Source organism: Nocardioides jiangxiensis (assembly GCF_030580915.1).
GTDB classification, from domain to species: Bacteria; Actinomycetota; Actinomycetes; order Propionibacteriales; family Nocardioidaceae; genus Nocardioides; species Nocardioides jiangxiensis.
The window spans coordinates 313,306-331,753 of record NZ_JAUQTA010000002.1 but is presented as its reverse complement, the minus strand read 5'-3'; the positions used below and the strand labels follow the sequence as shown (position 1 = coordinate 331,753).

Sequence of the window (18,448 nt, the reverse complement as noted above, 5' to 3'; positions counted from 1 at the left end):
CAGGCACCCTACTCCGGCTGCTGTGCCTGCCGGAGCGCCTCGAGCGATTCGCGTCGCTCGAGCATGTCGAGACGCCGGTCCTCGCGGGCGGCCTCCTTCATCGAGTCGCGCACCCACTGGGCGAAGAGCACCGCGAAGAAGACGAGCGCCACCAGGTCGCCCGCACCCCAGAGGATCCCGCCGGCCAGCTTCTGGTCACTGGCCATGGTGGGCAGCCACGCGCCCATCGGCCCCGCGCGCAGCGCGGCGTAGTGCGACGCGCCGATGATCGAGTCCTGCGCCATGATCGTGACGCCGAGGAACGCGTGGAACGGCAGCGTGAGGAAGACCATCACCAGGCGGAAGGGCCAGCCGACGCGGCCGGGCACCGGGTCGATGCCCATGAGCGGCCAGAAGAAGAGCGAGCCGACGAGCACGAGGTGCACGTGCATCATCTCGTGCACGTACGCCGACCGCAGCGACGCGTCATACCAGCCCGAGAAGTAGAGCGCCCACGGCGAGATCACGTAGAGGGCGAGCGTGAGCGGCGGGAACGAGAGCACCGCCACCACCTTCGAGTGCAGCACGGCGAGCAGCCAGCGCCGCGGTCCGCGGGTGCTCGTGCCCGGAAGCGTGCGCAGCGCGAGCGTGACCGGCGCCCCGAGCGCCAGCGCGAGCGGCACGAACATCGACAGGACCATGTGCTGGACCATGTGCACGCTCAGCAGCGTCGTGTCGTACGTCGAGATGCCCGACGAGGTGGCGACGAAGAAGGAGCCCATGCCGAGCACCACGAACGAGAAGGTGCGGCCGAGCGGCCAGTGGTCGCCGCGGCTGCGCAGGACCAGCACACCGCAGAGGTAGAGGCCGGCAACCCAGACCGTCACCACGGTCAGGAGGGGGTCCAGGGACCAGGCGGTGAAGACCTTGCCGAGCGTGAAGCGGGGCAGGTCGGGGGCAGTCGTCAGCGCCGCGACGCCGTGGGGGAAGAACACGCTGTGAACTTTATGACGCCCAACATGCGGGGGTCGGGGTGCCCTCCGGCCCGCGGACCGGCATAATCCCGTCCGTGGCGACTGCAACAGCGATTCCGGCATCCCGTCTGCACGGGCATCACGACCGTCCGAGCATGGTCTCGGTGGGCACGATCATCTGGCTCTCCAGCGAGCTGATGTTCTTCGCGGCCCTCTTCGCGTCGTACTTCACGATCCGCGCACAGGAGGTGGACCTGTGGGCTGTGAAGACGGCCCTGCTCAACGTCCCCTTCTCCAGCGCCAACACCGCGATCCTCGTGGCGTCGTCGCTGACCTGCCAGCTCGGCGTCTTCGCCGCCGAGCGCGGCCAGGTCGGGCGCACCGGCTCGGTTCTCAACGTCAAGGGCTGGGGCCTGCGTGAGTGGTTCATCCTCACGTACGTCATGGGCGCGATCTTCGTCGGCGGCCAGGCGCTCGAGTACACCAAGCTGGTGCACGAGGGCCTGACCATCCCGTCCGACGCCTACGGCACGGTCTTCTACCTGACCACCGGCTTCCACGGCCTCCACGTGACGGGCGGTCTGATCGCCTTCCTGTTCGTGCTCGGCCGCACCTACCTGGCACGCCGCTTCACCCACGAGCAGGCCGTCAGCGCAATCGTCGTGTCCTACTACTGGCACTTCGTCGACGTGGTGTGGATCGGCCTCTTCGCCACCATCTACCTCATCAAGTAGTCCCCAGTAGCTCCCTGACAGATCTAGGACTGAATCACGTGCGACTCCTGAATCGCTCCGCAGGTCGACTGTCGCGGCACCGCCGCGGTCCGGTCGCCGGCCTGCTCGTCATCCTGCTCGGACTGCTGATGGCCGGCGGCCTCTTCGCCGCCTTCTCGTCCTCCGCAACGGCGGAGAAGAGCGCGGACAGCCTCACCCAGGCCGAGAAGATCGAGGCGGGCCGCAAGCTCTTCCTCCTCTCCTGTGCCACCTGCCACGGCCAGAACGGCGAGGGCGTCGTCGCCGAGGACGGCAAGTCCAACCTCGGCCCGTCCCTCGTCGGCGTCGGTGCGGCTGCTGCCCACTTCCAGCTCGAGACCGGCCGCATGCCGATGGTGCAGACCGGCAAGCAGGCCCCGCGCAAGCCGGAGGCCTTCACGCAGGACGAGGTCGACGCCCTCGCGGCGTACGTCGCCTCGCTCGCCCCGGGCCCGTCCGCTCCGACCGTCACCGAGTACGACCTCAACGCCGTCAAGGGCCTCTCGGCCGACGAGCAGCGCGAGGCGATCGTGCGCGGCGGCAAGCTGTTCCTGACCAACTGCACCGCGTGCCACAACTTCGAGGGCTCCGGCGGCGCCATGCCGTGGGGTCGTTACGCCCCGCCGCTCAAGGGCGTCGCGAAGCAGCACATCTACGAGGCCATGCTCACCGGCCCGCAGCAGATGCCGGTCTTCTCCAACAACGTCCTCACCCCCGAGGACAAGCGCGACATCATCGCCTACATCTACTCGGTCAACGACCGTGAGCAGACCCCGGCGTACGGCGGCTTCGGCATGAAGGGCCTCGGCCCGGTCGCCGAGGGCCTCATCGCGTGGCTCGTCGGCATCGGTGGTCTGGTGGCGTTCGCCTACTGGATCGCGGCCCACACTGCCCGCTCGCACAAGAAGGAAGACGCGTGACCGACCACACCGACCTCTCGCCGGCCGTGCCGGCCGAGCCGATCGCGGACCCGGGCATCCCCGCCCACCTCCCGCGGCCGACCGACGTCGACCCGAAGGCCGAGCGCCGTGCCGAGCGCCAGGTGGCCTCGCTCTTCATCGCCTCGATGATCTGCGCCGTGCTCTTCGTGGTCAGCTACTACACGTTCGACATCAAGGACAGCTGGGACACGTTCCTCGGCTTCGGTTCGTCGAACCTCTTCCTGGGCCTGACCCTGGGTGGCGCGCTGCTCCTCATCGGAGTCGGCGTCATCCAGTGGAGCCGCAAGCTCATGGTCGACCACGAGATCTCCGAGCTGCGTCACCCCGCTGCCTCCGACGAGTCGGACCGCGAGAAGGTCCTCGCGGACCTGGCCCTCGGTCTCGAGGAGTCCGGCATCGGCCGCCGCCCGCTGGTCCGCAACACGCTCCTGGGTGCGCTCGGCTTCCTCGGCGTCCCGGCGGTCGTCGCCCTCAACGACCTCGGTCCTGACGCGACCCCGTCGAACATCAAGAAGACGCTCGAGAAGACCTTCTGGAAGGCCGGCACCCGCGTCGTCAACGACGTCACCGGCCGCTGGATCAAGGCCTCCGACATGGAGATCGGCCAGCTCGTCAACGCCGAGCCCGAGGGCCTCGTCGACGCGTTCGACCCGCGTGCCACCCCGGAGCAGCAGGAGAAGATCCAGGCCTCCGCCCCGCACGGTGCCGAGCTGCAGGTCGCCAAGACCAAGGCCGCCGTCATCGTCGTGCGCATGGAGCCGAAGGACATGTCCTCCGCCACCGCCGCGTGGGCCCACCAGGGCATCGCGGTCTACTCCAAGATCTGCACGCACGTCGGGTGCCCGATCGCGCTGTGGGAGCAGCAGACGCACCACCTGCTCTGCCCGTGCCACCAGTCCACCTTCGACCTGGCCGACAAGGGCCGCGTCGTCTTCGGTCCCGCCGCCCGGCCGCTGCCGCAGCTGCCGATCGAGGTGGACGCCGAGGGTTACCTCGTTGCCAAGAGCGACTTCCTCGAGCCGGTCGGCCCGAGCTACTGGGAGCGTGATTCCAAGTGACCGACAACGTCGCCAAGTCCAACGGCACCACGCCTGCGGCTGCCCCCAGGTCGGGCGCCGCAGCCAAGGGTTCCGCCCTCGTGAAGTGGGCCGATGACCGCCTCGGTCTCGCCACCTCGCAGAAGAAGATGATCCGGAAGGTCTTCCCGGACCACTGGTCGTTCATGCTCGGTGAGATCGCGCTGTGGTCCTTCGTGGTCCTGCTGATCACCGGTGTCTTCCTGACCCTCTGGTTCGTCCCGTCGATGACCGAGGTCCAGTACCAGGGCTCCTACGACCACCTGCGTGGCGTCGAGATGTCCCAGGCCTACGCCTCGGCGCTCGACATCTCCTTCGACATCCGCGGTGGTCTCCTCCTCCGCCAGATGCACCACTGGGCCGCGATGATCTTCATCGCCGCGATGCTCGTGCACATGATGCGTGTCTTCGTGACCGGCGCCTTCCGCAAGCCGCGTGAGGTCAACTGGCTCATCGGTGGCGTGCTGATCCTGCTCGGTGTCGTCGAGGGCTTCGCGGGCTACTCGCTCCCCGACGACCTGCTGTCCGGCACGGGTCTCCGCATCGCCGACGGCCTGGTCAAGTCCACGCCGGTCGTGGGCACCTGGATGTCGTTCTTCATGTTCGACGGCGAGTTCCCGGGCGAGGCGATCATCCCCCGCCTGTACATCGCGCACGTGCTCCTGGTCCCGGGCCTCATCCTGGCCCTGATCGCCGCGCACATGCTGCTCGTCGTCTACCACAAGCACACGCAGTGGGCCGGTCCGGGCCGCACCGAGCAGAACGTCGTCGGCTACCCGATGATGCCGGTGTACGCCGCCAAGGCCGGTGGCTTCTTCTTCATCGTCTTCGGCGTCACGGCCCTCATGGGTGGCCTGCTGTCGATCAACCCGATCTGGAAGTACGGCCCCTACGACCCGTCGAAGGTCACCGCTGGCTCGCAGCCTGACTGGTACATGGGTATCGCCGAGGGTCTCCTCCGCATCATGCCGGGCCACTTCACCGAGTGGCACATCTTCGGCACGACGTGGTCGTGGAACATCTTCCTGCCCGGCGAGGTCGCACCGATGGTGCTGCTCGGCATCATGATGGCGTGGCCGTTCCTCGAGGCCTGGGTGACCGGTGACAAGAACGAGCACCACATCCTCGACCGCCCGCGCAACGCCCCGACGCGCACCGCGTTCCTGGCCGCGATGATCTCGCTCTACGGCCTCCTCTGGGCCGCCGGTGGCAACGACCTCCTGGCCACGCAGCTCTCGATGGACATGGAGTGGATCACCCGCTTCATGCGCGTCGCGGTCTTCGTCGTGCCGGTCCTGGTCTTCCTCATCACGAAGCGCTGGTGCATCGCGCTCCAGCGTCACGACAGCGAGAAGCTGCTCCACGGCTACGAGACCGGCATCATCATGCGGTCCCCCGAGGGCGGCTACTCCGAGCGCCACCTGCCGATCAGCAACGACACGGCGTACGCGCTCACGGCGCGTCCGCGCGACCAGGTCGTCGAGGCTCCGCAGGCCGGCGACGTCAAGGGGAAGGGCGAGCGCGCCGACAACGTCCGCGCCAAGCTCTCCACCTGGATGTTCGCTGACAACGTCCAGAAGCCGACCGCCGAGGAGCTCGAGGAGGCGCACCACCACGCCGAGCACGAGCACGAGCTCGAGGCCGGCCTGGACCACGCCGCCGACGGCCACCAGTACGACGGCCGCCACGAGGTCGAGGGTGACACCCTCCGCCACTGAGGCACTGCTCTGACGAAGGGCCGCCGCTCCCCCACCGGGAACGGCGGCCCTTCCTCATTTCTCTACGCCGAGACGGGGCCCGTGCCGAGACGGGGCCCGTGCCGAGACGGGGCCCGTGCCGCACGTTCTCCACAGCTGCGCGAACCCGGAGTCGCGGCTGACCGGCACCAGCGGGCATGAAGGGAGCATGCATCCCGCCTTCCTGGACCATCTCCTCCCGTCGGACCTGCCTCTCCCCCATGACAGGCCCTTCACGTACGCCGAGGCGCGCGACGCCCTAGGCGGCCGGCACGCGGTCAGCACTCTCCACCGTCGTGGCCTCCTCGTCAGTGACGTCAGGTCCGTCTACCGGATGGCCTCCTCGACCGACAGCCTCGCCATGCGCATCGCCACACTGCGCCTCGTCGTGCCCTGCGATGCAGTGGTCTGCGACCGCAGCGCGGCCTGGCTCCACGGCGCCGAGATGGCACTGCCGCCGAACGGCCAGCTGGCTCCCCCACCCGTCGATGTCTTCCTGCCGCGAAACGCACGCCTGACCAACAAGGTCACCCACAGTGGTGCACGCACCCTCGCCGCCGACGACGTGATGCTGATCGATGGACTGCACGTGACGACGGCTCTCCGGACGGCCTGCGACGTCGGCAGGCTCCTGCCGCGTGAGCAGGCCATGGCCGTCCTGGACAGCCTCGCGGCTACCAGCCGAATGGTGACGCCGACGCAGGTCATGGCGCTGACATCCCGCTACCGCGGGTTCCGCGGCGTACGGCAGCTACGGGACCTGGCCCCGCGCATCGACAGCCGGTCTCAGTCGACGCCCGAGAGCATCCTCAGGCTGCGCTGGCAGGACTGCGCAGACCTGCCCGCACCCACACCACAGGTAGCGGTCACGACGCCGGACGGCCTCCGATTCCTGGACCTCGGCGTACCGAGCATCAAGTACGGCGCTGAGTACGACGGCAGCGAGTTCCACGGACCGGAGCAGGCTGAGCACGACGCCGAACGACGCGCGTGGTTCGCGGCTGACGGATGGATCATCGATGTGCTCCGTCGCGACAACCTCTTCGGCGCACACCAGGATTGGGAACACGTCCTCCGGCGAGGCATCCGACGGGCGCAGCGTCGCCGCACGGCCCCGAGCGCCGCCTGAGCGCCAGCCCCAGCGCTCGTATGGCTCACACGGCCCGGAGCGGCACAAGCCCCGTCTCGGCGCAGAACGCGGAGGCCCTGTACTCCCCATGGGGGAGCACAGGGCCTCGCGGCGTCGTCAGCGCAGCGCCGAGCCGGCCTTCCAGTCGACGAAGGAGAGGTTCCAGTCGCCATAGCCGTTCGTCAGCTCCATCGGCCGGTCAGTGCCGGTGGTCTCGACGACGTCGCCGCGGCGGCTCATGTTGAACAGCCACTCGGCGTTCGCCGTCGACATGCCGGTGCACCCGTGCGAGACGTTGGCGTGGCCCTGCGAGGCGACCGACCACGGGGCTGCGTGGATGAACTCACCCGAGTAGGTCAGACGCATCGTCCACTGGACGTCGTCGACGTGGTAGTAGAGCGGGTTGTCCTTGCCGATGCCGACGGTCTCGGAGTCCATCGTGTGCTTCGCAGCCTTCTCGATGATCACCTTCGTGCCCGATCGCGTCGTGAAGCCCGGCATGCCGGTCGTGATCGGGAGCGTCCGCAGGAGGGCGCCGTTGGAGTAGACCTGCATCTGGTCGGTCTTCGCGTTGACCCTGTAGACGTGCGCGTCGCCGATGTGGAAGTCGATCGTCCGCGACTCCTGGCCGTAGATGCCGTTGCCGGCCGGCACACTGTTGAGGTCGAGGTCGACGTGCACGTCCGTGCCCGGCTTCCAGTACTTCGCGGGGCGCCAGTGCACCTCGCGGTCACTCAGCCAGCGCCAGGCGCCGTCCTGCGCCGGCGAGCTGGTGACCTTCATGCGCTTCTCGAACGCGGCCTTGTCCTCCACCGGGGCGTCGAACGAGACGATCACCGGCATGCCGATGCCCACGGTCTCGCCGGCCAGCGGCGCGATCGACGGGAACGCCTCGTGGGCGTCGTCCAGCGCCACGGTGGTGAAGCGACTGCGGACGGGCACGGTCGTGCCACCCTCGTCGGTCGCCTTCGCGAAGATGACGTACGTCGTGGCCGGCTCGAGCGGACCGGTGGCGCGCCAGCCGGTGCCGTCCTCGGCGAGCCTTCCGGCGACGAAGGCGCCCTTGGTCTCGCCCGAGCGTGCCTGCATGCGGACCTTCGTCAGCGTGCCGTCGGCGACCTTCGTCGCAACCCGCGCGTCCAGCGGGACGGAGCTGCCGCTGACGGTGGTGGTGAGGGTCGGCACCGGCACGTCCTTGCTGGGCGAGGCCGAGTCGGAGGAGCCACCCCCCAGGGCCGAAGGGACCGCGTTGCATGCGGTGAGCAGCGCGAGGGCGCCGAGACCCGTCGCCACGCGGGCGGACAGGGAGAGGCCAACGGTCATGGGGCAGGCTCCGGATCGCAGAAGATGTGCAGGAGCCAGATTACTTGTCCGGGAACGCCGAAGGCCCCATCCCGGCGGTGTCGCATGTCACCGCGGGACGGGGCCCTCGTCGAGAGTGCCGGGAGGCTCAGTGAGCGTGCTCTCCACGGTAGTACTCGAAGATCCAGCCCTGCACGGCCAGGAGGCCGAGGATCACGCCGATGGCGAACAGCCACCAGGCCAGGACGACGCCGAGCACGATCACCGAGAGGGTGAGCGAGCACCACAGCGGCCACCACGAGTAGGGCGGGAAGAAGCCCAGCTCGCCGGCGCCGTCGGCGATCTCGCCGTCCTTGCGGTCCTCGGGACGCGGATCCATGCGCGAGGCGTGGAAGCCGAGGTAGAGCGTGCACATGGCGAACAGCAGCGTCGTCATGGTGAGGGCCGACGTGCCGGTCCAGTCACCACCCTTGGCGGAGTTGTCCGTGATGATCCAGTACGCGGGGGTCACCAGCGCGCAGAACGCGGTGACGGATCCGAAGACCCAGGCCTCTGCCTTCACTTGGTGAGCTCCTCACGCTCGATGGCCTCGACCTCGAGGGCCGCGATCTCAGGGTGGTGCAGGTCGAACGCCGGGGACTCCGAACGGATCCGCGGGATCGTGTGGAAGTTGTGCCGCGGCGGCGGGCAGCTCGTGGCCCACTCGAGCGAGCGACCCCAGCCCCACGGGTCATCGACCTCGACCGGCGTGGACTTGCGGGTCAGCCAGACGTTGAGGATGAACGGGATCGTGGAGGACGCCAGCAGGAAGGCACCGACCGTCGAGACCTGGTTGAGGGTCTCGAAGCCGTCGTTCGGCAGGTAGTCGGCGTAGCGGCGCGGCATGCCCTCGACACCCAGCCAGTGCTGCACGAGGAAGGTCAGGTGGAAGCCGATGAACAGGATCCAGAAGTGGACCTTGCCGAGCGTCTCGTTGAGCATCTTGCCGGTCATCTTGGGCCACCAGAAGTAGAAGCCCGCGAACATGGCGAAGACGACCGTGCCGAAGACGACGTAGTGGAAGTGCGCCACCACGAAGTACGAGTCGGACAGGTGGAAGTCGAGCGGCGGCGACGCGAGGATGATGCCGGTGAGACCACCGAAGAGGAAGGTCGTCAGGAAGCCGACCGACCAGAGCATCGGGGTGTCGAAGCTGATCGAGCCACCCCACATCGTGCCGATCCAGTTGAAGAACTTCACGCCGGTCGGGACCGCGATGAGGAACGTCATGCCGGAGAAGAACGCCAGGTTGACCGCACCGGTGACGAACATGTGGTGGGCCCACACGGCGACGGACAGGATCGCGATGCCCAGCGTGGCGCCGACGAGGCCGACGTAGCCGAAGATCGGCTTGCGGCTGAAGACCGGCAGGATCTCGGTCACGATGCCGAAGAACGGCAGCGCGATGATGTAGACCTCCGGGTGGCCGAAGAACCAGAACAGGTGCTGCCACAGGATGGCGCCACCGTGGTTGGTGTCGAAGACATGCGCACCGAGTGCACGGTCGGCCTCGAGCGAGAGCAGCGCACCGGCGAGGATCGGGAAGACCAGGAGCGCCAGCATCGAGGTGATGAGGGTGTTCCACACGAAGATCGGCATCCGGAACATGGTCATGCCGGGGGCACGCATGCAGATGATCGTCGTGATGAAGTTGACCGAACCGAGGATGGTGCCGAGACCACCCATCCAGAGGCCCATGATCCACATGTCGCCACCGACGCCCGGCGAGCGGACGGCGCTGGAGAGCGGGGTGTAGGCGAACCAGCCGAAGTCGGCCGCGCCCTCGGGCGTCAGGAAGCCGGCGCCGGCGATGAGGCCACCGAACAGGTAGAGCCAGTAGCTCAGCATGTTCAGTCGCGGGAACGCGACGTCGGGAGCACCGATCTGGAGCGGCATCACGACGTTGCCGAAGCCGAAGAACAGCGGCGTCGCGAAGAGCAGCAGCATGATCGTGCCGTGCATGGTGAAGAGCTGGTTGAACGTCTCGTCGCTGACGACCTGGGTGCCCGGGAAGGCCAGCTCCGAGCGCATGAGCAGCGCCAGGAGGCCACCGAACATGAACCACGCGAACGACGTCGCGAGGTACATCTTGCCGATCAGCTTGTGGTCGGTGGTCGTCAGGAGACGGAAGATGTTCGTGCCGAGCGGCTTGCGGCCGCTGGCGGTCAGGGGCGCAGTTGCCGCGCTCACTCGTTGCCTCCGGTCTCGGTCTCGTCGGCCGCGAGGCCGGCGGTGGTGGATGCGTGCGAGCCACCCAGGAGCGGGTGGTCGGACACGTGCTCCGGGTCAGCCTTGAGCTTCGCCATGTACGCGTCGTAGTCCGCGGAGTCCATGACCTTCACGTTGAAGAGCATGCGCGAGTGGTAGACGCCGCAGAGCTCGGTGCACTTGCCCCGGTAGTCGCCCACCTTGTCGGGGGTGACGGAGAAGTGGTTGCGGTCATCGCCGGTCTGGCCCGGGATGATGTCCATCTTCATGAGGAAGCCCGTGATCCAGAAGGAGTGGATGACGTCGGGCGACGACAGCTTGAACTCCGTCGTCTTGCCCTCCTCGAGGACGAGCGTCGGGATCTGCGAGCCGGTGCCGGCGGTGTAGACGACCGGGCCGTTGTCGTTGTCGCAGGACTCGTTGTAGTTGAAGGTCCACGACCACTGCTGGCCGACGACCTGCACGCAGTTGTCCGGTGCCGGCGTCTCGTTGAGGACGGCCTCCTGCACGCGGACGGTGTGCGCGAAGAACACGATCACCATCATGATCGGCGCGATCGTGTAGAAGATCTCGAGCGGCAGGTTGTACCTCGTCTGCACGGGGATCTCGTCGTCGCTGCGGCGACGGAAACGCCACGACGCGTAGAAGATCAGCGCCCAGGTGATGCCGCCGGTGATCAGGGCAGCGATCCACGCGCCCTTCCACAGCTCGAAGATGTCCTGGCCCTGGACGGTGCCCGGGGAGTTGCTGGGCATGGCCCAGTGGTGCCACTGCTTCTCGGTCTCGGGGTCACAGGCCCCGAGGAGAAGGAAGCTGGCGCCGACGAGCGCACCCAGCGCCGTACGGCGAGCGCGCCTGGTCATGTGCAGACCCACAACGAGCCTTCCTCTAAGACTTCACGGATACGCCGGACTCTAGCGGAACACCGGGGCCACTTGCGCCCCAGCCCGCCCGATAGATTCACGGTGTGAGATTGCCCTCCGACCCGTACGCCGGGTACCTGGACGCCGCGTCGTCCGAGCCGCTCCATCCGGCCGCCCGTGACGCGCTGCTCGCAGCGCTCGACAAGGGCTGGGCGGACCCACGCCGCCTGCACGCCGAGGCACGCAACGCACGCCTGATCCTGGACAACGCCCGGGAAGCCGCAGCCGCCGCCCTGGGCGTACGACGTGACGAGCTGACCTTCACCTCCTCGGGCACGGACGCGGTGCACCGCGGCGTCCTCGGGCTCCTCGGTGGACGCAGGCGCGGGTCGACGCTCCTCCACTCGGCCGTCGAGCACTCCTCGGTCCTGCACGCCGCCGCGTGGGCAGCGACGATGCTCGACACGCGCGCGCAGTCCCTGCCGGTGGATCGTGAGGGCCGGCTCTCCCCCGCCACGGTGCGCGAGGCGCTCGCCGCGACGACCGGCACGGCCATGCTCGCGGTGCAGTCGGCCAACCACGAGGTGGGCACGCTCCAGCCGCTCGAGGAGATCGCCGCACGAGCGGCCGAGAGGGGCACGCCCCTCTTCGTCGACGCGTGCGCATCGCTGGGCCGGGTTCCCCTCCCCGGCGGGTGGGCGGCGGCGGCCGGCTCGGCGCACAAGTGGGGTGGTCCGGCCGGTGTCGGCGTGCTCCTCGTGCGCAAGGGCTCGGCGTGGCGCAACCCGTACCCGGTCGACGACCGCGCCGACGAGCGCGGCTGCGGCTTCGAGAACGTGCCCGCGGCCCTCGCTGCCGCGGCGGCGCTCCAGGCCGTCGTCGCCGAGCAGACCGAGCTCGCGCAGCGCCAGCACGCGATGGTCGCCCGGGTCCGCGAGGCGGTCGCGGCCCTCCCCGACGTCGAGGTCGTGGGCGCACCCGACGCGCGCCTGCCCCACCTGGTCACCTTCTCCTGCCTGTACGTCGACGGCGAGGCACTGGTGACCCGGCTGGCACAGAAGGGCTTCGGCGTGGCCTCGGGCTCTGCCTGCACCGCCTCGACCCTCACGCCGAGCCACGTGCTGGAGGCGATGGGCGTCCTCACCCACGGCAACGTGCGCCTGTCGCTGACGCGCACCACGACCGCCGCCGAGGTCGACTCCTTCCTCGCGGTGCTGCCCCAGGTCGTGCACGGCATCCGGGCCGAGGTCGGGTTGTGAGGCACGAGCTCGACTGCCGCGGCCTGCGCTGCCCCGCTCCGGTGATCGCCCTCGCGAAGGCGCTGCCGACCGTGGAGGTCGGCGACGAGATCGCGGTGGCTGCGACGGACGTCGCCGCGCGGGTCGACGTCCAGGCCTGGTGCCGCATGCGTGGCCAGGAGTACGTCGCCGCGGAGATGGCAGAAGACGGCACACCGGTCTACGTGGTGCGCCGCCTCCTGTAGGGCGTCTTGCCGGGGCCGGGCCTCGGGTCAGGCGGAGAGGGCCTCCCGGATCTCCTTCTCCGCGACGTCGCCGTAGGTGGCGCCGAGGCGGCTCAGCATCTCGTCGCGCGTGGCGGTGTACTCCTGCGTGCCGACCGTCTCGACGACGTACGCCGCGATGGTGCAGCCGAGCTGAGCCGCACGCTCCCAGCCCAGGCCGCGGCTCAGCGCTGCGAGGAAGCCGCCCCGGAAGGCGTCGCCGACGCCCGTGGGCTCGACCGGGGTCACGCCGTCGAGCACGCCGACCTCGATCAGCAGGCCGTCCTTGTCCTGGATCCGGACGCCGTCCTTGCCCAGGGTGGTGACCCACGTGCCGACCCGGGCGAGCACCTCGTCGGTGCTCCAGCCCGTCTTGGAGACGATCAGCTCGGCCTCGTACTCGTTGGAGATGAGGATGTCGGCGCCCTCGACGAGCGGACGGATCAGGTCGCCGCCGGCGAACGCGAGCTGCTGCGACGGGTCCGCGACGAACGTGTAGCCGCGCTGCTTGCACTCCTCGGTGTGCCGCAGCATGCCGTCGGGGTCGTTGGCACCGATCAGGACGTACGTCGGGTGGCCGACCCGCTCCACGATCGGGAGCAGCTCGATCTCGCGGGCCTCGCCCATCGCACCGGGATAGAACGAGGCGATCTGGTTCATCTCGGTGTCGGTCGTGCACGTGAAGCGCGCGGTGTGCTGCGTCTCCGAGTAGTGCACCGACGAGCAGTCGACGCCGTGGCGGTCGAGCCAGGAGTGGTACTCCGCGAAGTCCTCGCCGACGGCACCCACGAGCACCGGGCGCTCGCCGAGGCGGGCCAGCGCGAAGGCGATGTTGGCCGCGACGCCGCCGCGGCGTACCTCGAGGTCGGAGGCGAGGAACGAGACCGAGATCTTGTCCAGCTTCTCGGCGACGAGCGAGTCGGCGAACTTGCCCGGGAAGGTCATCAGGTGGTCCGTGGCGATGGAACCGGTGATCAGCAGCGACATGCGCGGAACACTACCGTCGGGTAGGGGTTCAGGTACCGATGAGTAGTACTTAGCGTCGGGGCATGACGATCAAGCAGCCCGACCACGTGCCCTACGAGGACGCCACCTCCCCGACCGAGATGCACGGTGACTGCGAGGAGGCCAAGCGCAACCTGCGCGTGCCCCTGCCGCGTCGCGCCCAGGCGATCACCACCGCGCTCTCCGCCGCCACGCCGGTGCGCGTGAAGGCGCCGGCGATCGCGGTCTCCGACCGTCTGGCGAAGATGGCCGACGCCTTCTTCGACCGCGCCTGACCCACGACGCACGAAGGCCCCCGCACCGTGACTCGGTGCGGGGGCCTTCGTCTGTCCGACGAGGTCGGCTCAGTGGAACGAGTCGCCGCAGGCGCAGGAGCCGGAGGCGTTGGGGTTGTCGATCGTGAAGCCCTGCTTCTCGATCGTGTCGACGAAGTCGATGACCGCGCCGTTGAGGTACGGGACCGACATCCGGTCGACGACGACGGTCACGCCGTCGAAGTCCGTCGTCACGTCACCGTCGAGGGTGCGCTCGTCGAAGAAGAGCTGGTAGCGCAGGCCCGAGCAGCCACCGGGCTGCACCGAGATGCGGAGCGCGAGGTCGTCGCGACCCTCCTGCTCGAGCAGGCTCTTCACCTTGCCCGCGGCAACCGGGCTCAGGTTGATCTGGTCGGCACGCGTCTCGAAGTCGCGGGGAGCCTCGATGTTGAGGGTCGCGGCCGGCGCGCCGTGGCTGTGTCCGCCACCGCCGCCGCAGCAAGCGTCGCCCATGGTCACTCCTTGAAGTCTTGGTCGTTGTTCGACGTCCTCAATGGTCGCACACGCGCGGTTATTCCCCACATGTGATGCGTCACCGTGACCACTGGGTCGCGACGTGGGCGGCGAGCTCCTCCAGGACCGCGGCGGGCTCGTCCAGGGCGCGGCTCCCCGCCCGGTCCACCATCGCGTACGCCGACTCCACGCCGAGCGCGCGCATCTCACGGCTGCCGACCTCGACGCGCCCCGCGAGCACGACACACGGCCTGGCGTGCTCGCCGGCGAGCGCCGCGACACCGGCCGGGACCTTGCCTCCGCGGCTGGTGAAGTCGAACGCCCCCTCCCCCGTGACCACCAGGTCGGCAACAGCTGCCCGGCCGGCCAGACCCGTCGCCTCCGCGACGACCTCGAAGCCGGGCCGGCGGACGGCCCCCAGGAGTGCCAGGGCGAAGCCGAGTCCGCCGGCAGCGCCGGCGCCCTTCCCCGCGGCCGCCTTGCGGTCCGTCGCCGCGGCCAGGTCCTGCAGGGCGCCGTCGACCGCGGGCAGGTCCGCGTCCGCGAGGCCCTTCTGCGGACCGAAGACCTTCGCGGCCCCGAAGAGGCCGGTCAACGGGTTGTCCACGTCGCTCGCCGCCACCAGCGAGATGCCGGCCACGGCGGCACGAGCTGCGGTCAGGTCGACCTCCGTCACGCCGGCGAGCCCGTCGGGGCCCGCGTCCAGCGGGCGGTCGGCCGTCGCGCCGAGGGCGGCGAGCAGGCCCGCACCGCCGTCCGTGGTGCCGCTGCCGCCGAGACCGACCACGACCTCGGTGGCGCCGGCGTCGATCGCGGCCAGGAGCAGCTCTCCGACACCGTGGGTGGTGGCGCGGCGGGGACCCTCACGCCCGGTCAGCGCCAGACCGCAGGCCTGGGCCGACTCGACGTACGCCACCGAGCCGACGACGAGGAGCGCCGCCGGTGCCGGCTCACCGAGGGGACCGCGCACCGTGACCGCCTCGAGGCACCCGCCGAGTGCTTCGTGCATGGTCTCGACGAATCCGGGCCCGCCGTCGGAGAGCGGGGCCAGGTCGAGCTCGTCCGCCGGCGCCGTACGGAGCCAGCCCGCGGCGATGGCCGCGGCCGCCTGGCCCGAGGTCAGGGTGCCGGCGTACTTGTCGGGCGCGATCAGGATCCGCATGCGGGCATCCTGCCGGGAACAACCTCACCGAGGGTGCGGTTGCCCGCTCGGACGCGCCCCGGTCGAGGGGCGCCGCGGTCACTAGGATGGACGCATGACGACTGTCGACCTCCCCCTGCTCCCGCTCGGGCGCGGCAAGGACCTGGACGCCGAGCGCGGTGTCGAGTGCCCGGGCGACCTGCCCGCTCCCTCCGACCCGGACCTGGTCGCGCGGGCGACCGCCGCCAAGGCAGCCCTCGGTGAGCGGGTCTTCGTCCTCGGTCACCACTACCAGCGCGACGAGGTCATCCAGTTCGCGGACGTCACGGGCGACTCCTTCAAGCTCGCCCGCGACGCCGCCGCCCGCCCGGAGGCCGAGTTCATCGTCTTCTGCGGCGTGCACTTCATGGCGGAGTCGGCCGACATCCTGACCACGCCGGACCAGAAGGTGATCCTTCCGGACCTGGCCGCCGGCTGCTCGATGGCCGACATGGCCCGCCTCTCGCAGGTCGAGGACGCCTGGGCCGCTCTCGAGGACGCCGGTGTCGCCGACGTCGTCGTCCCGATCACGTACATGAACTCCTCGGCCGACATCAAGGCCTTCTGCGGCAAGCACGACGGCGCGGTCTGCACGTCGTCCAACGCCGATGTCGCGCTGGAGTGGGCGTTCGCACAGAAGGGCGAGGACACCAAGGTCCTCTTCTTCCCCGACCAGCACCTCGGCCGCAACACCGCCGTGCTCAAGCTGGGCTACACCCTCGACCAGTGCGTCGTCTGGGACCCGCGCCAGCCCAACGGTGGCCTCACCGTCGAGCAGCTGCGCGACGCGAAGATGATCCTGTGGAAGGGCCACTGCTCCGTCCACGGCCGCTTCTCCCCCGACGTCATCGACGAGCTCCGCGCCAAGATTCCCGACCTCAACGTCATCGTGCACCCCGAGTGTCAGTACGAGGTGGTGACCAAGGCCGACCTCGTCGGCTCGACCGAGTTCATCATCAAGCAGATCGAGGCCGCCCCCGCGGGCACCAGCTGGGCGATCGGCACCGAGCTCAACCTCGTCAAGCGGCTGGCCGACGCGCGCCCGGACCTCACCATCGTCTTCCTGGACCGCAACGTCTGCTACTGCTCGACGATGAACCGCATCGACCTGCCGCACCTCGTGTGGGCGCTCGAGTCGCTGGTCGACGGCGAGGTGCCCAACGTGATCGAGGTCGACGCCGACACCGAGCACTGGGCGAAGATCGCCCTCCAGCGGATGCTCGACCTCCCGGGTCGCAGCCACAAGGACTGAGCGAAGCGCTCCGGTCATCGGCCGGAGCGCTTTCTCACGCACTCCACTTGAAGACATGATCAGATCGGAAAGCGAATGAGCGACACCCTGCCTCCCTGCCCCCAGTGCGGCTCCGAGTACACCTACGAGATGGGCGAGCTCATCGTCTGCCCCGAGTGCGCCCACGAGTGGTCGCCCTCGGAGGCGGCCGAGGCCGCCGATGCCGCGCTCGTGCGCGACGTCAACGGCAACGTGCTCAGTGACGGCGACGACGTCGTGATCGCCAAGGACCTCAAGGTCAAGGGCGCCGGCGGCGGCACCATCAAGGTCGGCACCAAGGTCAAGGGCATCCGGCTCATCTCCGACGGCGTCGGAGACCACGACATCGACGCCACCGTCGAGGGCTTCGGACGCATGCAGCTGAAGAGCTCGGTCGTCAAGAAGGCCTGAGCCACCCGGAGAGGGCCGTCCGCGACCGCGGGACGGCCCTCTCGTCATTCCCGCGGCGGCTGCGGCGAGATCAGGGCGGTGGCGACCGACAGGCCCAGGTCGCGCGTGCGGACCGTCGCGATCCGGCGCCCCGGCTGCACCGCCTCCTTCACCCGGCCGCACCTCTCCCCGAGGTACGCCGCCGCGGCGTCGATGTCGGACACCGTGTGCGTGATCCCCCAGAACGTCGCCGGCCCCGCGCCCGTACCGGTCGGAGCGCCGATCACCTCGAGGATGACCTCGCCGAGCCGGAAGAACACCTGACGCACCGGTGAACCGGCCAGCTCCGCATCGCGCACCCGGCGTACGGGCAGGCCGAGGGCTTCGAGCGAGGCAGTGGTGCGGTCGACGTTGGGGGTCATCAGGACCAGGTGATCGACCTGGGCGACGCCGAGCGGGTGCTCGCCCGCGGGGCGCTGGGCCCGTGCAGCGGCGACCACGGTGGGGACTCCTTCGGCCCGGGCGAAGGCACCGGCGGCCGCGTCGTCAGCCCCGGCCAGCACCCACGTGTGGACGCCACGCTGCCCCGCGGCACCGACCAGGCGGAGATCGACACCGCCGACGCGGCAGGTGTCTCCGACGACGGCGAAGCCCGCTGCTGCCCAGGCTGCGGCATCGTCCCCGACCTGGATCTCCTCGATGGTGATCGTCACGCGGGCGAGCGTACCGAGGCCGGTAGGCTGGCCACGTGAGCAACAGCAGTACTGAAGGCAAGGGTCGGCCGACCCCGTCGCGCAAGGAGGCCGAGGCCGCTGCGCGTGCCCGCGCCCGCAACGCCGCGGACCCGAAGGCCCGCCGCACCGCGCAGAAGTCGCAGCGCAAGGCGGCGATGGCCGACCTGCGCGAGGGCTACCGCACGGCCGACGAGTCGAAGCTCCCCGAGCGCGACAAGGGTCCGGTGAAGCGGCTGGTCCGCGACGTCGTCGACTCCCGCATCGGCTTCGCCGAGCTCTTCGCTCCCCTGCTGGTGCTGATCCTGGTCACGAGCGCGATCAACCCGGTCCTCGGCCAGGGCATGTGGCTGATGGCCGTCGTCCTCGTCGTCTGCGACATCCTGTGGATCCGCTTCAAGGTCCGGCGCGAGGTGCGCCGCCGCCTGCCCGACAAGCCGCTCAAGGGCGTGTCCTACTACGCGATCGTCCGCTCGCTCCAGCTGCGCATCCTGCGCCTGCCCAAGCCGCAGGTGAAGATCGGTCAGCAGCTTCCCGACGTCTACCGCTGACCCACCGACACCACGAAGGCCCGCTCCCCGGAGGGAGCGGGCCTTCGTCGTCGA

General features: G+C 69.5%; 20 protein-coding genes. 11 read left to right on the top strand and 9 right to left on the bottom strand.

The annotated features are described in order from the left end of the window. Window positions 1–8: 8 nt before the first annotated feature. Window positions 9–974: a cytochrome c oxidase assembly protein gene (locus Q5722_RS12950; RefSeq protein WP_305028670.1), complete on the bottom strand. Its 966-nt coding sequence runs from the start codon at window positions 972–974 to the stop codon at window positions 9–11. 38 nt (window positions 975–1,012) lie between these two features. Between Q5722_RS12950 and ctaE the strand changes: the two genes are divergently transcribed. From ctaE to Q5722_RS12925, 5 genes are all read left to right on the top strand, one after another. Continuing rightward, on the top strand, window positions 1,013–1,687 hold the full coding sequence (gene ctaE, locus Q5722_RS12945) for an aa3-type cytochrome oxidase subunit III (RefSeq protein WP_439652497.1): 675 nt from the start codon (window positions 1,013–1,015) through the stop codon (window positions 1,685–1,687). A gap of 38 nt (window positions 1,688–1,725) precedes the next feature. Then, window positions 1,726–2,625 carry a cytochrome bc1 complex diheme cytochrome c subunit gene (gene qcrC / locus Q5722_RS12940; RefSeq protein ID WP_305028669.1) on the top strand — a complete coding sequence of 300 codons (900 nt, stop codon included), beginning with the start codon at window positions 1,726–1,728 and terminating at the stop codon, window positions 2,623–2,625. After that, window positions 2,622–3,704: a cytochrome bc1 complex Rieske iron-sulfur subunit gene (gene qcrA / locus Q5722_RS12935; protein ID WP_305028668.1), complete on the top strand. Its 1,083-nt coding sequence runs from the start codon at window positions 2,622–2,624 to the stop codon at window positions 3,702–3,704. Before qcrC ends, qcrA begins: the two co-directional genes overlap by 4 nt. Then, window positions 3,701–5,440, top strand: coding sequence for a cytochrome bc1 complex cytochrome b subunit (gene qcrB / locus Q5722_RS12930; protein ID WP_439652496.1), 1,740 nt, complete (start codon window positions 3,701–3,703; stop codon window positions 5,438–5,440). Before qcrA ends, qcrB begins: the two co-directional genes overlap by 4 nt. A 187-nt stretch (window positions 5,441–5,627) precedes the next feature. Then, window positions 5,628–6,587, top strand: coding sequence for a type IV toxin-antitoxin system AbiEi family antitoxin (locus tag Q5722_RS12925; protein WP_305028667.1), 960 nt, complete (start codon window positions 5,628–5,630; stop codon window positions 6,585–6,587). 117 nt (window positions 6,588–6,704) lie between these two features. On the opposite strand, the gene Q5722_RS12920 is transcribed toward Q5722_RS12925, so the two are convergent. The 4 genes from Q5722_RS12920 to ctaC all read right to left on the bottom strand — a co-directional run bounded on the left by Q5722_RS12920 (window position 6,705) and on the right by ctaC (window position 10,999). Further along, complete coding sequence (locus Q5722_RS12920; protein ID WP_305028666.1) at window positions 6,705–7,910, bottom strand: L,D-transpeptidase; 1,206 nt, start codon at window positions 7,908–7,910, stop codon at window positions 6,705–6,707. Window positions 7,911–8,037: 127 nt separating this feature from the next. Next, window positions 8,038–8,451: a cytochrome c oxidase subunit 4 gene (locus Q5722_RS12915; RefSeq protein WP_305028665.1), complete on the bottom strand. Its 414-nt coding sequence runs from the start codon at window positions 8,449–8,451 to the stop codon at window positions 8,038–8,040. Next, window positions 8,448–10,118 (bottom strand): aa3-type cytochrome oxidase subunit I, encoded by a 1,671-nt coding sequence (gene ctaD / locus Q5722_RS12910; RefSeq protein WP_439652495.1) that lies wholly within the window; start codon window positions 10,116–10,118, stop codon window positions 8,448–8,450. Before ctaD ends, Q5722_RS12915 begins: the two co-directional genes overlap by 4 nt. Then, entirely contained in the window at window positions 10,115–10,999 is an 885-nt protein-coding gene (gene ctaC / locus Q5722_RS12905; RefSeq protein WP_305028664.1) for an aa3-type cytochrome oxidase subunit II, read from the bottom strand. Before ctaC ends, ctaD begins: the two co-directional genes overlap by 4 nt. Window positions 11,000–11,103: 104 nt before the next feature. Between ctaC and Q5722_RS12900 the strand changes: the two genes are divergently transcribed. Both Q5722_RS12900 and Q5722_RS12895 read left to right on the top strand, forming a co-directional pair. After that, a complete protein-coding gene (locus Q5722_RS12900; RefSeq protein WP_305028663.1) occupies window positions 11,104–12,258 on the top strand; it encodes a cysteine desulfurase family protein in 1,155 nt (384 codons plus the stop codon). Then, window positions 12,255–12,482 carry a sulfurtransferase TusA family protein gene (locus Q5722_RS12895; RefSeq protein WP_305028662.1) on the top strand — a complete coding sequence of 76 codons (228 nt, stop codon included), beginning with the start codon at window positions 12,255–12,257 and terminating at the stop codon, window positions 12,480–12,482. The genes Q5722_RS12900 and Q5722_RS12895 overlap by 4 nt, the downstream gene beginning before the upstream one ends. A 27-nt stretch (window positions 12,483–12,509) precedes the next feature. Here Q5722_RS12895 and Q5722_RS12890 read toward each other — a convergent pair whose 3' ends face one another. Further along, window positions 12,510–13,487: a carbohydrate kinase family protein gene (locus Q5722_RS12890; protein WP_305028661.1), complete on the bottom strand. Its 978-nt coding sequence runs from the start codon at window positions 13,485–13,487 to the stop codon at window positions 12,510–12,512. A gap of 62 nt (window positions 13,488–13,549) precedes the next feature. On the opposite strand from Q5722_RS12890, the gene Q5722_RS12885 reads away from it, so the two are divergent. After that, complete coding sequence (locus Q5722_RS12885; RefSeq protein ID WP_305028660.1) at window positions 13,550–13,780, top strand: hypothetical protein; 231 nt, start codon at window positions 13,550–13,552, stop codon at window positions 13,778–13,780. A gap of 69 nt (window positions 13,781–13,849) precedes the next feature. On the opposite strand, the gene Q5722_RS12880 is transcribed toward Q5722_RS12885, so the two are convergent. Then, window positions 13,850–14,272, bottom strand: a complete 423-nt coding sequence (locus Q5722_RS12880) for a HesB/IscA family protein (RefSeq protein WP_229662661.1) — start codon at window positions 14,270–14,272, stop codon at window positions 13,850–13,852. A gap of 79 nt (window positions 14,273–14,351) precedes the next feature. After that, window positions 14,352–15,434 carry a glycerate kinase family protein gene (locus Q5722_RS12875; protein WP_305028659.1) on the bottom strand — a complete coding sequence of 361 codons (1,083 nt, stop codon included), beginning with the start codon at window positions 15,432–15,434 and terminating at the stop codon, window positions 14,352–14,354. Between the two features lie 94 nt (window positions 15,435–15,528). On the opposite strand from Q5722_RS12875, the gene nadA reads away from it, so the two are divergent. Together nadA and Q5722_RS12865 are read left to right on the top strand one after the other, a co-directional pair. Further along, complete coding sequence (gene nadA / locus Q5722_RS12870) at window positions 15,529–16,704, top strand: quinolinate synthase NadA (protein WP_305028658.1); 1,176 nt, start codon at window positions 15,529–15,531, stop codon at window positions 16,702–16,704. 75 nt (window positions 16,705–16,779) lie between these two features. Beyond that, a complete protein-coding gene (locus Q5722_RS12865) occupies window positions 16,780–17,133 on the top strand; it encodes a zinc ribbon domain-containing protein YjdM (RefSeq protein WP_305028657.1) in 354 nt (117 codons plus the stop codon). A gap of 44 nt (window positions 17,134–17,177) precedes the next feature. On the opposite strand, the gene Q5722_RS12860 is transcribed toward Q5722_RS12865, so the two are convergent. Further along, complete coding sequence (locus tag Q5722_RS12860) at window positions 17,178–17,825, bottom strand: VOC family protein (protein WP_305028656.1); 648 nt, start codon at window positions 17,823–17,825, stop codon at window positions 17,178–17,180. A gap of 35 nt (window positions 17,826–17,860) precedes the next feature. On the opposite strand from Q5722_RS12860, the gene Q5722_RS12855 reads away from it, so the two are divergent. Continuing rightward, on the top strand, window positions 17,861–18,394 hold the full coding sequence (locus tag Q5722_RS12855) for a DUF3043 domain-containing protein (protein ID WP_305028655.1): 534 nt from the start codon (window positions 17,861–17,863) through the stop codon (window positions 18,392–18,394). Window positions 18,395–18,448: the final 54 nt, after the last annotated feature.

Excerpts from the sequence above, each read along its gene's own strand:
- Q5722_RS12925 (WP_305028667.1), top strand. The coding sequence starts at position 5,628 with ATGCATCCCGCCTTCCTGGACCATCTCCTCCCGTCGGACCTGCCTCTC.
- Q5722_RS12920 (WP_305028666.1), bottom strand. The coding sequence starts at position 7,910 with ATGACCGTTGGCCTCTCCCTGTCCGCCCGCGTGGCGACGGGTCTCGGC.
- ctaC (WP_305028664.1), bottom strand. The coding sequence starts at position 10,999 with ATGACCAGGCGCGCTCGCCGTACGGCGCTGGGTGCGCTCGTCGGCGCC.
- Q5722_RS12890 (WP_305028661.1), bottom strand. The coding sequence starts at position 13,487 with ATGTCGCTGCTGATCACCGGTTCCATCGCCACGGACCACCTGATGACC.
- Q5722_RS12885 (WP_305028660.1), top strand. The coding sequence starts at position 13,550 with ATGACGATCAAGCAGCCCGACCACGTGCCCTACGAGGACGCCACCTCC.
- Q5722_RS12880 (WP_229662661.1), bottom strand. The coding sequence starts at position 14,272 with ATGGGCGACGCTTGCTGCGGCGGCGGTGGCGGACACAGCCACGGCGCG.
- Q5722_RS12875 (WP_305028659.1), bottom strand. The coding sequence starts at position 15,434 with ATGCGGATCCTGATCGCGCCCGACAAGTACGCCGGCACCCTGACCTCG.
- nadA (WP_305028658.1), top strand. The coding sequence starts at position 15,529 with ATGACGACTGTCGACCTCCCCCTGCTCCCGCTCGGGCGCGGCAAGGAC.
- Q5722_RS12865 (WP_305028657.1), top strand. The coding sequence starts at position 16,780 with ATGAGCGACACCCTGCCTCCCTGCCCCCAGTGCGGCTCCGAGTACACC.